The 13,049-nt window shown below is 62.6% G+C and carries 12 protein-coding genes; 2 read left to right on the top strand and 10 right to left on the bottom strand.

Features of this window, described 5'->3' with window-relative positions; translation table 11 throughout:
* Window positions 1-34: 34 nt before the first annotated feature.
* The 6 genes from BM017_RS03215 to BM017_RS03240 all read right to left on the bottom strand — a co-directional run bounded on the left by BM017_RS03215 (window position 35) and on the right by BM017_RS03240 (window position 8,799).
* A complete protein-coding gene (locus BM017_RS03215) occupies window positions 35-2,476 on the bottom strand; it encodes a penicillin acylase family protein (RefSeq protein ID WP_092241199.1) in 2,442 nt (813 codons plus the stop codon).
* Window positions 2,477-2,578: 102 nt separating this feature from the next.
* Window positions 2,579-3,223, bottom strand: a complete 645-nt coding sequence (locus BM017_RS03220) for a glutathione binding-like protein (protein ID WP_092241201.1) — start codon at window positions 3,221-3,223, stop codon at window positions 2,579-2,581.
* A gap of 105 nt (window positions 3,224-3,328) precedes the next feature.
* On the bottom strand, window positions 3,329-4,114 hold the full coding sequence (locus tag BM017_RS03225) for an ABC transporter ATP-binding protein (protein ID WP_092241203.1): 786 nt from the start codon (window positions 4,112-4,114) through the stop codon (window positions 3,329-3,331).
* A complete protein-coding gene (locus BM017_RS03230; protein WP_092241205.1) occupies window positions 4,111-5,169 on the bottom strand; it encodes a FecCD family ABC transporter permease in 1,059 nt (352 codons plus the stop codon). Before BM017_RS03230 ends, BM017_RS03225 begins: the two co-directional genes overlap by 4 nt.
* Complete coding sequence (locus BM017_RS03235; RefSeq protein WP_092241207.1) at window positions 5,166-6,278, bottom strand: ABC transporter substrate-binding protein; 1,113 nt, start codon at window positions 6,276-6,278, stop codon at window positions 5,166-5,168. The genes BM017_RS03230 and BM017_RS03235 overlap by 4 nt, the downstream gene beginning before the upstream one ends.
* A gap of 130 nt (window positions 6,279-6,408) precedes the next feature.
* On the bottom strand, window positions 6,409-8,799 hold the full coding sequence (locus BM017_RS03240) for a TonB-dependent receptor (protein WP_092241209.1): 2,391 nt from the start codon (window positions 8,797-8,799) through the stop codon (window positions 6,409-6,411).
* A gap of 197 nt (window positions 8,800-8,996) precedes the next feature.
* On the opposite strand from BM017_RS03240, the gene BM017_RS03245 reads away from it, so the two are divergent.
* Both BM017_RS03245 and BM017_RS03250 read left to right on the top strand, forming a co-directional pair.
* Window positions 8,997-9,707, top strand: coding sequence for a response regulator (locus tag BM017_RS03245; RefSeq protein ID WP_058425253.1), 711 nt, complete (start codon window positions 8,997-8,999; stop codon window positions 9,705-9,707).
* Entirely contained in the window at window positions 9,704-11,089 is a 1,386-nt protein-coding gene (locus tag BM017_RS03250; RefSeq protein ID WP_092241211.1) for an ATP-binding protein, read from the top strand. Before BM017_RS03245 ends, BM017_RS03250 begins: the two co-directional genes overlap by 4 nt.
* Window positions 11,090-11,199: 110 nt before the next feature.
* Here the strand turns inward: BM017_RS03250 and BM017_RS03255 are convergent, their stop codons facing one another.
* Genes BM017_RS03255 through BM017_RS03270 form a run of 4 tightly spaced genes read right to left on the bottom strand, consistent with a single transcriptional unit; the run spans window position 11,200 to window position 12,871 of the window.
* Window positions 11,200-11,400 carry an SEC-C metal-binding domain-containing protein gene (locus BM017_RS03255; RefSeq protein ID WP_003189235.1) on the bottom strand — a complete coding sequence of 67 codons (201 nt, stop codon included), beginning with the start codon at window positions 11,398-11,400 and terminating at the stop codon, window positions 11,200-11,202.
* Window positions 11,397-11,879, bottom strand: a complete 483-nt coding sequence (locus BM017_RS03260) for an LEA/WHy family protein (protein WP_092241213.1) — start codon at window positions 11,877-11,879, stop codon at window positions 11,397-11,399. The genes BM017_RS03255 and BM017_RS03260 overlap by 4 nt, the downstream gene beginning before the upstream one ends.
* Window positions 11,880-11,898: 19 nt before the next feature.
* Window positions 11,899-12,369: a YchJ family protein gene (locus BM017_RS03265; protein ID WP_058425250.1), complete on the bottom strand. Its 471-nt coding sequence runs from the start codon at window positions 12,367-12,369 to the stop codon at window positions 11,899-11,901.
* 4 nt (window positions 12,370-12,373) lie between these two features.
* Entirely contained in the window at window positions 12,374-12,871 is a 498-nt protein-coding gene (locus BM017_RS03270) for a DUF6231 family protein (RefSeq protein WP_071488834.1), read from the bottom strand.
* Window positions 12,872-13,049: the final 178 nt, after the last annotated feature.

The raw sequence follows: 13,049 nt of genomic DNA on the forward strand, positions 1-13,049 counted from the left end.
TCACATTAGATCCAGGTTTTTCAGGAAAGCCGGGTTACTTGCCGGGTGTCAGGGTCAACCTGGCCTTCCCGTACACCTTCTCGAAGTTCTGCGGCTGCATCGGGAAGCTCAGGTATTGCGCCTTGAGCGACGGGTCGATGCCATTGGCATAGTTCGGGCTGGCCGGGTTGCCGGACTGGCCGATGCCACCCTGGCCCATCATCGGTTCCACCTGGCCGAAATCGACGATCAGGCGCAGCGCGGGCACCTGTGTGGTGGCGAAGTCCTGTCCCCAGTTGTAGGGCGCCGGGTTCAAGGTATTGTGATCGCCACCGGAGGCCAGTGGGCCACGAATCACCTGGCCATTGGCGTTTTTCCAGGTGGTTGTGTGCAGCTTGCCCCACTGCCAGGCCTTGTGGTCGGCGCCCAGCTGACTGTCGCCGGCGCTGATCGCGGCGGCCAGGCTGCGGGCGAGAATCGCGGGTTTGTCTTCTTTCTGCGGCGTACGCACATCATCCCAGAACGGGCTGTCTTCGCGGCCCAGCAAGTGATCGGCCTGGGCGGCATAGGACAGGCTGGCGTTGCTGACAAAGGCTTTCCAGCTTGCGCTGTTTTCCGGACCCAGCTCGTCGAGGAAGATCTGTTTGGTGCTTTCCTGCAGGAACAGTTCATAGAGCGCAGCGTCGGCGGAGGTCGACACCAGGCGACCGTCGAAGGCCATCAGGCGACCCAGCGCTTCACGGGCCTTGGCCTGTTCCGCCGCAGGCAGTGCGTCAATCGCCTGTTTCAGCGGCTGGGCCATGCCCGGCGCCTGGAACATGCTCTTGAGTTTGGCGGCGAAGGTGGTGGTCTGGTCGTACTGCATGGCGATCAGGCTGCGGCTGTCGTGCTTGCCGGCATTGGCCAGTTGCGCCAGGCGCTCGCTGCGCTCCGGGGCATCCCAGGAATTGGACAGTTGCATGCCATAGCCACGCGGCGCGGTGCGCTGGTTGGCGGTGCCGATCCAGCCTTGGGCCGGGTCCTGGTCATAGGGATGCAGCATGGCGTCGGCGTAGCCATCCCAGTCAAACCGCGTGTCCCAGCCCGGCGACGGCAGCAAACCTTCGCCTTCGCGGCGGTTGGGGAAACGGCCGGTGACTTGCCAGCCAATGCTGCCGGCGTCGGCGAAGATCATGTTCAACGCGATGGCACGGATTTCCCGGGTTGCGTCCGAGGCCTTGCCGATGGTTTGCGCGCGGGATAGGTCGAAGAACGCATCCAGGCTCTTGTCGTCCTTGAAATCGGCGGTTTGCAGGGCCAGGCCCAGACCGGTTGTCAGCGCCTGGCTGCTGTTGAGCAGGGCGCCGTGACGGGTTTCGTACACCACTTCGCGGATCGAGCGCTGGCCTTTGACGAAGTAGGTTTCGTTACGCACGCCCGCCGGCAGCCATTTGCCGTTGTTCTCGTAATACAGCGCGCTGCCCTGGCGTCTGACTTTTTCAAGGAACAGGTCTTGGGTGTCGCCCTTGACCGTGCTCATGCTCCACGCGACTTTGCCGTTGAAGCCGGACAGCAGCGTCGGCAGGCCGGCAATCGAAGCGCCGGCGGCCTGGTATTTCGGTGCGCGGATCTGCACGTAGCTCCACGGCGACGGTGCCTGCGGCTGGGCGGCGAGGTCGCCCGCCAGCAGGCTTTTACCGCTGCGGCTGCGCTGTGGGCCGATCGCCCAGTTGCTTGAGGTGGTGACCGCCAGGGCGTTGAGGCTGCCCAGTTGCTGGCTGACCGCGTCCAGCCCGGCCAGGCCGGTGATCTGGCCCAGGTTCACGCCCTTGAGTTTTTCGGCCTCGGCCAGCGGGATCGCTTCATCCGGCGCGCTTGGGGTGAGCCAGGCGAGTTTGTCGACGCCGACTTTCTGCGCCAGCACCAGCGACGAAATCTCTTCCTGCAGGTTGGCCGACTCGCTGAAATTCAGCAGGCAGAACAGCAGCGCCGAATCTTCCGGCTTCCAGTACTCGGGCTTGTAGCCGGTCTGGGCCAGGTCCGGCGGCAACTTGTCGCGGTAGCGGAACAGGTAGGCGTTGACGCCACGCGCATACACTTCAAAGAAGCGCTTGAGACGCGGGCTGGAGGCGTTGTACAGCTCGCCGGCGCTTTTCTTCAGGTTGACCGCGCGCATGAAGCGGTCGACATCCAGCACTTCAGGCCCGGACATTTCCGCCAGGCGGCCCTGGGCCAGCAGGCGCAGGGTGACCATCTGGGTGATGCGATCACTGGCATGCACGTAACCGAGGCTGAACAGCGCGTCGTGGAAGGTGTTGCTTTCGATCAGCGGCATGCCCTGGGCATTGCGGCGTACCGATACATTCTGCGCGAGGCCTTTGATCGGCTGTACGCCGGCAACCGGCGGCAGGGTGTCCTGGGTGCTCTGGAGCTGGCAACCGGCCAGGCTTAACGCGCTGGCCACTGCCGCGGCAACGCCGAACCGGGGAAGAAAATGTGAGAGGGCTGGCGAGGCCATGGCAAAGCTCCTGCGGGGGGTAGCGTCAGTAAAGGCGCTACGTTAGTGAGCGCGGCGAAACGACGCAAGCGGGAGCCATGCCTTATTTTCAGGAATTGCGTATCAAGACTTGGGCGGGTTGACTTTCTGCACCAGCTCATACGCCCGGACCGTCGCCGGCCGTTCCTTGATGCTGTTGAACCAGCGATGCAGGTGTGGGAAATCTTCCAGGCGCTGGCTTTGCCATTTGTGGGAAACAATCCAGGGGTAGATCGCCATGTCGGCAATGCTGTAGTCCTCGCCCGCGACGAATGCACGATCTGCCAAACGTCGGTCGAGCACCCCGTAGAGGCGTGCGGTTTCATCCACGTAGCGTTTGATCGCGTAGGGGATTTTCTCCGGGGCGAACTGGCTGAAGTGATGATTCTGCCCCGCCATCGGGCCCAAGCCGCCCATTTGCCAGAACAGCCATTGCAGTACTTCCTGGCGACCGCGCAGGTCTTTTGGAATGAACTCGCCGGTTTTTTCCGCGAGGTACAACAGGATCGCGCCGGACTCAAACAGGGAAATCGGTGCACCGCCGTCGGTCGGGGTCTGGTCGACGATGGCCGGGATGCGGTTGTTGGGAGCGATCTTCAGGAAGTCAGGCTTGAACTGTTCACCCTGGCCGATGTTGATCGGGTGCACCTTGTAGGGCAGGCCGGCTTCTTCCAGGAACAACGATATTTTGTGGCCGTTGGGGGTGGTCCAGTAATACAGGTCGATCATGAAGCTCTCCAAAAGTGGTGATGCTTGAACGGATGCCTGTAGGTATAGGTAATGTTGGGCGTGCGAAAATTCAATGAAACATTTGCGCATACCCTTAGAAGCAAATCAAAAAGCGCCATCCACCAACACCTGCAGCGACTGCTCTGAACAGCGCTCGATGCGCGCCCGCACGCGATACACCTCGGCAAACAACAGCGGATTGAGCACCTCGTTTGCTGCGCCACTGGCGTACAAGCGACCCTGGCGCAGCACGGCAATATGGTCGGCAAAACGTGCGGCAAGGTTGATGTCGTGCAACACCACCACGGCGATCAGGTTGTGTTCGCGCACCAGCCCACGCACGCACTCCATGACTTTCAATTGGTAATTGAGGTCGAGGGCGCTGGTGGGTTCGTCCAGCAGCATCACTTGGGGGCGCCGTGCAATCAGTTGTGCGAGGCTGACCAGTTGGCGTTGGCCGCCCGACAGCGTGCTTAACCACTGATCGGCCAGGTGCGCGATGCCAATGCGCTGCAATGCCTCGAAGGCTTCGCGCAGACAGGCGCCGCTGGACAATGGAAGGCCGTCCACAGGGGTGACGCGCAACGCAGCAATCACGCTCTCCATTACGCTGAGGCTCAGGCCCGGTGGCAGGTTCTGCGGCATGTAGGTCACACGCCTGGCGCGCTCGGCCACGGACATGGCTGACAGGTCGAGGTCACCCAGTCGTACGACACCGTGCATCTTTTCCAGCCCGGCCACGGCGCGCAGCAAAGTGGACTTGCCGGCGCCGTTGGGGCCGATCAGGGCGGTCAGGCTGCCGTGGGGCAAGGTCGGCAGGCTCAGGTCATGCACGATCTGCCGGCGGCCATAACTTACATTGGCGTTGTGCACGCTTAACCCTTCGCTCATAACTGCCTCCCGCGCTTGAACACCAGCATCACGAAAATCGGCACGCCCACCAACGCCGTGACGATGCCCACCGGCACGCTCATACCGGGCATGATCAGCTTGCTGGCAATCGACGACAGCGCCAGCAACAGCGCGCCGGTCAGGGCGCTGGCCGGCAGCAGGAAGCGCTGGTCTTCACCGACCAGGATCCGCGCGATATGCGGACCCACCAGGCCGATAAAGCCGATGGTGCCGACGAACGCCACGGCGGTAGCCGACAACAGGCTGATGCGCAGCAACGAGAAAAACCGCAGGCGCTTGACGTCCACGCCGAAGCTTTGCGCGCGGTCTTCGCCCATGCGCAGCAAGGTCAGGCGCGGTGCGGCGGCGAAGGAAAACGGCAACACCACCGCGACCACCAGGGCCAGGATACCGAGCTTGTCCCAGTTGGCCCGGGTCACGCTGCCCAGGGTCCAGAACACCAGTTGTTGCAGCACGTCCTCGGTGGCCACCAGTTGCAACAAAGCCACCACCGCGTTGCAACTGAATACCAGGGCGATGCCGAACAGCACCAGGCTCTCTACGCCGGCGCCCCGCAGGCGCGACATGGCTTGCAGCAAAAACACCGAGGCGGCGGCGAAGATGAACGCCGAAATGGAAATCGCCGTGTTGGCCGACACCCACAAGGTCGTCACCGGAAACACAATCACCAGGGATGCCCCCAGCGCCGCCGCCGACGACACGCCCAAGGTAAACGGGCTGGCCAGCGGGTTGTTCAAGATCGCCTGCATCTCCGCCCCGGCCAGCGACAACGCACAGCCCACCAGCACCGCCATCAACGCGTAGGGCAGGCGCACGTTCCAGATGATCACCTGGTCGGTGGCGCTGAGGTGGGACGGGTGCGCAATCCCGTCAAGCAAGGCCAGCAGGCCCATGCCGGACGGGCCGCTGGCCAGGTCCACCAGCATGGCGCACACCAGCGCCATGCCCAGTAGCGCCAATAGCCAGGCACGCCGCGCCAGCAGGCGGCGATAGCCGTGGGTGGCTGAGGCGAGGTCGAGGGTTTGCGTGGTCATTTAGAGGTGTCGATCCAATAGGCACCCTGCAACGGCATCCCCAGGAATTGCTGGTTGATCTGTTCCATGGTCGCCTGCGGGTCCAGCTTGGCGAACAAGTGCGGATGCACCCACTTGGCCAGCGACTCAATCGCCAGCAGGTTGTACGGCGAGTTGTAGAAGTCATGCCACAGGCCGTGGGCATTGCCTGCGCGGATGGCACGCAGGTTGGCGAACTCGGGGCGCGCCAATACGCGGTCAAAGGCTTCACGCGCCTCGTCATGGCTCACGCCGGCACCCAGGATCAGCCCCGGCTTGTGGTTACCGGTGGCGACATAAATATCCGGGTCCGCTTTCAAGGCGTATTCCACGCTGATATCCCCCAGTGCCCCCGGTACCACATCGGCGGCGATGTTGCGCCCGCCCACCAGCTTGATCACTTCCCCCATGCCGCTCTTGCCCGTGGTGTGCCCCGGCGCTTGCCAGGCGCCGGCCAGCAGTTCGAGGAACACGCTCGGACGCGGGCCGGCCGGCAAGGTGGCGACCGCGTCGGTGATGACCTTGAGGTGCTGGTCATAGAAGTCCAGGAAGGCCTTGGTCTGGGCTTCGCGCCCCAGCGCCTGGCCCAGCGCGTTCATGCTGGTGTGGGTGCCTTGCACCGGGTTGATGCGAAAGTCGACGAACAGCACCGGGATGCCCGCCTTGGCCAGCACATCGGCGACCGGGCTGTGTTCAGTCGGGCCGTGGCCGGAAATGCTGAACACCGCCAGGTCGGGTTTGAGCGAGAGGATTTCCTCGGCGCTGACGCTTTGTTCCGACGCCTGGCCGATCAGCGGGATGTCTTTCACGCTGGGAAATTTCGCCACGTAGGCGTTATAGGTGTGCTGGTCCAGCAGCTTCAAATCGTTCTGCCAACCGACGATGCGTTGGAACGGCGCATCGCGGTCCAGCAGGGCAAACGCCGAAATCAAGCGGCCTTCACCGAGAACCACGCGCTTGACGTTGTCCGCCACGTCGACCTTGCGCCCCAGCACATCGGTGACTTCATGGGCGGCAGCGGTTTCGGCATGGCCGAGGACCAGCGCGGCGAACAGCACGCACAGCTTGAGGACATTACGGGGTTTCAACATGGCAGGAACTCCAGGTGAAGGCGGCGCATCAGGTATCGCTCCAGCGCCGCAAGGGGTTGTGAGGCAAGGCGGCCAGGCAGGTGTCGACTTCGCAGGCGTTGAGCAGTGCCGGGATCTCGACCAGCACGGTTCAGAACTCATAGTCGACGCTGGCAGTGAGGGTGCGCCCGGCGCCCGGAATGCCGTAGAGCTGGAAGCCATCGAGGGACGCGCCGACCTGGCTGTAATAGAAGGTGTTGAACACGTTGTTGAGGTTGAGGTTGACCGTGGTGTCCTTGTTCACCTTGTATTGCGCGGCCAGGTTGCTCAGCCAGTAGCCGGGGGCTTTTTCGTGGTCGCGGGTGTAGATCGCGTAGACCCCGGACGGGCCGTCGGCGTAGCTGCTGTTGTTGTTCAACCCCCCGACGTATTTGTTGTCGGTGTAGCGGCGCCGGCCCACGTATTGCTCGCCGTAGCTGAGGCTCAGAGCGTCGGTGACGGCGTAGGTGGTCCACAGGTTGGCGGTCAGGTCCGGGACGTTCTTGGCTTCGGCGCCTTTGTTGATGCCTTTGGTCTGGGTGCTCTTGAGGGCCGAGAAACCGCTGTAGGCGGTCCAGCGCGGGGTGATATTGCCTTGCAGGCCCAACTCGATGCCGTCGACGCGCTTGGCGGGCAGGGCGCGTACCGGGGCGGATTCGCCGTCCTGGTATTCCCAGGCGTTGTCCAGTTCGGTGCGGAAGATCGCCGCCGTAACGTTGAGCATGTCATGGGCGATGTCCCACTTGGTGCCCAGTTCATAGGTCTTGGATTTGGCCGGGCTGTAACGACGGGTGCTGGCCGCGCCGTAGATCTGGTTGTTGGTGGACGCGCCCAGCGCCGAGGGCTGCGCCGCCTCGCTGTAGGACACATAGATGCTGCCATTGGGCAACGGTTTGAACACGGCGCCAACCCGACCGCTGACGGCACCGTCGGTACTGCTGATCGTCGCCTGGCCGCGCTGGCGGGTTTCGGCGCGCCAGTTGTCGTAGCGCAACGAGCCGAGTACTTGCCACTGCTCGTTGAGGGTGAGGGTGTCGCCCAGGTAGAGACCGGCGTTGTCGATCACCGAGCGCGGGTCGCCTTCGCCTTTGGTCACGTAGGTGCTGGCGAAGCTGTGGCTGGGGTCGTGCATATCAAACAGCATGTTGCCTGCCGGCACTTCGGCGTTGCGTTTCAGGCCGCCGTAGGTCTCGTGATAGAACTCCAGGCCGCTGACCACCGCGTGCTGCAGGCTGCCGGTGGTGAGGTTGAAATTGAAGTCGGTCTGGTTGTCCAGGATGGTGTAGCGCTTGGACAAACCAAAGTCGCTGCCGCGCAGGATGCTGTAGGCGGTGTTGCTGTTGTTTACGTAGTCGGTGTAGGCATTCACCGTGCTGCCCGGCACTTGGCTGATCGGGCCTACGCCGGTGTAGCCCAAAGTCGCACAGCGGGTGCCGGTGCAGGTCTTCTGGCCGCTGGCGTTGGCGGCGAAGAAGCGCGCCGGCGAGAGCACGGCGAAGTTGTCGCTGCGTTCCCAGCGCGTCTGGTTGCGCAGGTTGGCGTCGTTCCAGGCGAAGTCATGCTCAAAGCGCGCCGTGAGCGAGGTGGTTTTGTTCTCTTGGGTGTAGAGGTGGGAGTCGCCGTACCAGTTGGAGCGTTTCACGCCCGGCATGCGGTCGCCGTTGGTGCCGCGCTGGATCGGCACACCGCCGTCCGGGGTGTTGGTGTCTTTCTGGTAGAAGGTGTCGATGAACAACCGCGTGTCGGTGCCCAGGCCGAAGCCGAACGAGGTGGCAATGCCCCAGCGGTCGTAGTCCACATCGTCGCGTTCGGCCACCTGGTTGTAGTGCTTCATCAGGTTGATGCGCACGGCGCTGGTGTCGTTCAGCTGTTTATTCAGGTCGGCAGTGAGGCGGCGGTAGCTGTCGGTGCTGATCCCGGCCGAGACTTTGTTGGCATCGCCCAGATGCGCTTCCTTGCTGACCAGGTTGACGCTGCCGCCCACGGCCGAGACCCCGGACTCGATGGAACCGGTGCCCTTGAACACTTCGGCCTGCTGCAGGTTGAAGGTGTCGGTGCGCGTGGACATGCCGGCATCGCGCACACCGTCGACGGTCAGGCTCTGCTCGGAAGAAAAACCGCGGATCGAAAACAGATCGCCCCAGCCCAGGTTGCCCTCGCCGGACATAAAGGTAATGCCCGGGACATTGCGCAACACTTCCTGCAAGGTCTGCGCGTTCTGCTCCTTGAGCACCTGTTGCGGCACGATGGTCACGCTTTGCGGTGCGTCCAGCAGCGGCTGGCTGATCTTGGCCGAGGTGACGCGGTCCACCTTGAAGGTGGAAGTGGCTTCGCCGTCGATCTTGATTTCCGGCAGGCTCAACACCGAATCGCTGGACGTGGCGGTTGGGGCGCCAGCCAGGGCCACCGGTGCGACGCTGCCGGCAGCCAGCAAACCGAACATCGGTGCCAGGGTGTGCCGCGTGTGGCGGTGAGGCGTGGGCAATGATAGGGGCAATGACATGGTAGCGTCCGAGTCTAAATTACAATTACTCTCATTTAGGTTCGGTAGTCTAAAGAGCGATTCCTCCTGCCATACCCCAGGTTTGTATCGCTGATGCGTGATTAGGGTTTCCCACAACATTCCATTACATTTGCCTGCGCTGCCGGCTGAACTTTCGGCTATTTGCTGCGTTTCATCGTTTTTCGGATTGACTGCCCATGGCCAAGCAAGACCACCTGCTGATCGTTGACGACGACCCGCAAATCCGCCAACTGCTCTGCGACTACCTGAGCGACGCCGGCTTCCAGGTGTCCACCGCCGCCGACGGCAAGGAAATGCGCCGCCGCCTGGCGCTGAATGTGATCGACTTGATCGTGCTCGACCTGATGCTGCCCGGCGAAGACGGCCTGAGCCTTTGCCGCGAACTGCGGGTTAACTCCAACACGCCGGTGGTGATGCTCACCGCCAAGGGCTCGTTGATCGATCGTATCGTCGGCCTGGAAATCGGCGCCGACGATTACTTGCCCAAACCCTTCGACCCACGTGAGTTGCTGGTGCGGATAAAAGTGGTGCTGCGCCGGGTACAGAGCTTTCCCGACCGCGCCCGCCTGGATGAAGCGCCGAGCATTCGTTTCGCAGGCTGGCAACTCGACACGCGGGCGCGGCAATTGCTGTCGCCGCAGGGCGTGGTGGTCAGCCTGGGCAACTCGGATTACCGCGTGTTGCGCCTGCTGTTGCAGCACCCCAATCGCCCGTTGAACCGCGACTTTCTGCTCAACCATGTGTTCGACAAGGACAGCACGCCGTTCGACCGCTCCATCGATGTGTGCGTCAGCCGCCTGCGCTCGCAATTGCCGGCAGGGTTGATCAAGACCGTGCGCAACGAGGGCTACATGCTCACCGCCGATGACGTGGTGTTGGAGTCGTGAGACTGCTGCCGCGTTCGCTGTTCGGCCGGCTGGTGCTGATTCTCGTCAGCGGCATGCTCGCCGCGCAGGCCCTGACCAGCAGCATCTGGTACGACCGACGCCATGGGCAGGTGCTGGAAATCCCGGCGCGGTTGATCGCCACGCGCCTGGCGGACGTGGTGCGCCTGGTGCACAGCGATCCGCAGCAAGCGGATGTGCTGATCAAGCTGCTCGACACGCCAAACTTCCGCCTGACCCTCAGCGACCAGGCCAGCAACACCCCGAGCACCCTGCACGAAAGTGACCGGCCCACCGAGCGATTGATCAAGAAGGTGCTGTCGGAAAAAACCGGTTACGCCCAAACCCTGATCCTGTTGCGCCTGTCTCTGATCGATGGCGACGGGCAGACCGCCGGCCTGTCGACCTTGCTCGGTTCCCAACCGGTGGTGGGACAATTTTTGATCGACCTGCGCCTGCCCGACGGGCGCTGGTTGCAGGTGGATGCCAGTGAAGAGCAGGGCTGGACCAGTACCTCGCCGCTGGACCTGCTGTTCGATTACGTGATGCGCATCTACCTGTTGCGGGTGCTGGTGTTGGTGGTGATCGCGCTGGTCGCGGTACGCCTGGCGATTCGCCCGCTCAACACCCTGGCCAAGGCCGCCGAGGCGTTGGGCCGGGATATCCAGCGCCCGCCGCTGTCGGTGGACGGTCCCACTGAAGTTCGCCGCGCCGCCCAGGCATTTAATGCGATGCAACAGCGGCTGATCGCCAACATCGCCGAGCGCACGCGTTTCCTTGCGGCGATTTCCCACGATTTGCGTTCACCGATCACACGACTGCGCCTGCGCACCGAGATGCTTGAGGACAATCGCACCAAGGAGCGTTTTCGCAGCGATCTGGAAGAAATGGAGCACATGGTGTCCAGCACGCTGGAGTTTGTCAGCAGCGGCGAAATCAACGAGACGCGGCAGAACATCGATATCAACGCCTTGCTGCAAAGCCTGCAGGCGGACTTGCAGGACGTTGGCGAGCAGGTGGTGATCGAAGGCCGGGCGAAGCAGCCATTGCCGGGGTATGCCCGCAGCCTTAAACGTTGCGTGCAGAACCTGCTGGAGAACGCTGTGCGTTATGGCCGTGATGTGGTGGTGCGGGTCGAGGACCAGGCGGACAGCTTGAAGATCGTCATCAGTGACCGTGGCCCCGGGATTCCCCGGGAACAGTTGGAGCAGGTAATGGAGCCGTTCTATCGCGTGGAAGGTTCACGCAATGCCGAGACCGGCGGGTATGGCCTGGGATTGAGCATTGCCCACACCATCGCCAAGGCGCATGACGGGCGTTTGGCGTTGCGCAACCGGGACGGCGGAGGGCTTGAGGTGGAACTGGTGTTTCAACGCAAATCCTGAATGTGGGAGGGGGCTTGCCCCCGATTGCTGGCTGTCAGGCACTGAATAGGAGACTGGTATACCGCTATCGGGGGCAAGCCCCCTCCCACATTTAAATCTTCAGCGTGGCTTTACGCCCCGTGGCACTTCTTGAATTTCTTCTCGCTGCCGCACGGGCAAGGATCGTTGCGGCCCACGTCCTTCAGGGCATTGCGCACCGGCTCCTGGTGAGCGTGGCCGCAGTTCGGGCCGTGGACATGGCCGTGGTCGTGATCATGGTGATCGTGATCATGGTTGCAGTCAGGACCATGGACATGGGGTTGCTGAGTCATCGATGTCGCTCCGGAATAAAATCGCCGGGGATTATCTCGCCATTGCGATTCACCTGCACGTCATAACCGATGAATAATCCGGTTTTCAGCTCGCCTTCGAGGCGATAGGGCACGGGGCGGTCGGGTTTTTTCAGCATCTGCACCACATCGCGGATCTGCGGCCAGAGGTTGGTGCGCACCGACACCTTGAAAAAGGCATGGCCGCGCGGCGGCACGGTAAGCCATTGGTTGGACTCGCCTTCGGTCAGCACAAAGTCATCCAGCGTCACTTTGTAGATCAGGCCACGCACGGTCAGGTCGGCGTCGTCGCGATTGTCCACGCGAAAGTACAGCTTGAATTTCTGCTCCAGCAGCTTGGCTCGCACCACTTCGACCTTCACCAGGGAGATGTGGGGCGGCGGCGCGTCGTCCTCGAACCACGACGCGCAGCCGGTCAGGCCAAGGGTTAACGCCAGCATCAAGCTGTAGATCCGGAGCATGGCGTGAGTCCTGTGGTGGCTATAGATAGCTGGAACAACACTTCTTGAATTTTTGCCCGCTGCCGCACAGGCAGGCATCGTTACGTCCGGTCTTCACTTCCACGGTCGGGTCGATGAAGTACCAGCGCCCGTCATTCTGTACGAAAGAAGACTGCTCGCGGTGACTATGTTCGCCGGTGCTGTCATGCCAGCGCGCGGTGAAGGTCACGAACGCGTGTTCCGGCTGGCCGCCGAATACCTCGGAGCTTTCCACTTCAAGGCCGAGCCAGGTGCTCTGGGCGCTCCACGCGGCGATGGCGGCACGGTCCAGGCCGGGCTGTTGCGCGGGCAGCGTGGTGGCAACCAGATAGTCCACCAAGCCCAGTACGTAGGCGCTGTAGCGCGAGCGCATCAACGCGGTCGCGCAGGGCGCGGGGTGCCCGGCGTGATAATGGCCGCAGCAGGCATCCAGCAGGTTGCCACTGCCGCAGGGGCAAATGGATGTACTCATCGGGTTACCACCAATACTTTCCGAAGTTTTCCGGGTTGGCCCAGAAGCGGGCATTGAGCCAGTCCGGTACCTGTTTATAGTCAAGCAGATCATAGGTAAACAGCGTCAGAACCTGTTCGTCACGCTGGAAACGCTCGCCGGCCTGCAGGGCCAGGGAGAAGAAGTCGGTGTCCTTCCAGTCGCAGGCCCCCAGGTCAACCAGCACCGCAATGCGGCTGGCGTTGAGGTTGCGGATACCGCCCAGCAGGGTCAGGCCTTGCGGTTTTGACAGGTGCTCCAGGCAATCCACCACCAGCGCCAGGTCAAAACGCTGCGCGGCCAGCTCCGCCGGCAGTGGGCCGGGTGGGGCAACGGCAACCTGGGTGCCGGGGTGTGCTGCTTGAAAAGCCTCCAGCGCCGGGAACTGGCTGGCGCCCAACAGCAACAGGCGTTTGGGCTGGTGCAGGTCGAGCAAGGCGGCCAGGGCCTGCTGGGGTGTACGGTCAGAAATACCGGCGGTCATCAGAGATCCTCACATCAGGACCGTAGAGACTAGCGCGGCTGAGCGTGCGGGCCTAGAGCGGGTGGTGGCGAAAACTCCTACGAGGGCGACGATCCTCAATGAATACGGGGGCGCGGCGTAGTGGCGCAGATGAAAAGAGCCGTCTTTACTCCACTCATCGGCCCCCGCCGATCCCCTC

Origin of the sequence: Pseudomonas sp. NFPP04, from assembly GCF_900113815.1 — a bacterium.
GTDB classification, from domain to species: domain Bacteria; phylum Pseudomonadota; class Gammaproteobacteria; order Pseudomonadales; family Pseudomonadaceae; genus Aquipseudomonas; species Aquipseudomonas extremorientalis.

Coding starts and splice junctions, on each gene's coding strand:
- BM017_RS03215 (WP_092241199.1), bottom strand. CDS start 2,476: ATGGCCTCGCCAGCCCTCTCACATTTTCTTCCCCGGTTCGGCGTTGCC.
- BM017_RS03220 (WP_092241201.1), bottom strand. CDS start 3,223: ATGATCGACCTGTATTACTGGACCACCCCCAACGGCCACAAAATATCG.
- BM017_RS03225 (WP_092241203.1), bottom strand. CDS start 4,114: ATGAGCGAAGGGTTAAGCGTGCACAACGCCAATGTAAGTTATGGCCGC.
- BM017_RS03230 (WP_092241205.1), bottom strand. CDS start 5,169: ATGACCACGCAAACCCTCGACCTCGCCTCAGCCACCCACGGCTATCGC.
- BM017_RS03235 (WP_092241207.1), bottom strand. CDS start 6,278: ATGTTGAAACCCCGTAATGTCCTCAAGCTGTGCGTGCTGTTCGCCGCG.
- BM017_RS03240 (WP_092241209.1), bottom strand. CDS start 8,799: ATGTCATTGCCCCTATCATTGCCCACGCCTCACCGCCACACGCGGCAC.
- BM017_RS03245 (WP_058425253.1), top strand. CDS start 8,997: ATGGCCAAGCAAGACCACCTGCTGATCGTTGACGACGACCCGCAAATC.
- BM017_RS03255 (WP_003189235.1), bottom strand. CDS start 11,400: ATGACTCAGCAACCCCATGTCCATGGTCCTGACTGCAACCATGATCAC.
- BM017_RS03260 (WP_092241213.1), bottom strand. CDS start 11,879: ATGCTCCGGATCTACAGCTTGATGCTGGCGTTAACCCTTGGCCTGACC.
- BM017_RS03265 (WP_058425250.1), bottom strand. CDS start 12,369: ATGAGTACATCCATTTGCCCCTGCGGCAGTGGCAACCTGCTGGATGCC.
- BM017_RS03270 (WP_071488834.1), bottom strand. CDS start 12,871: ATGACCGCCGGTATTTCTGACCGTACACCCCAGCAGGCCCTGGCCGCC.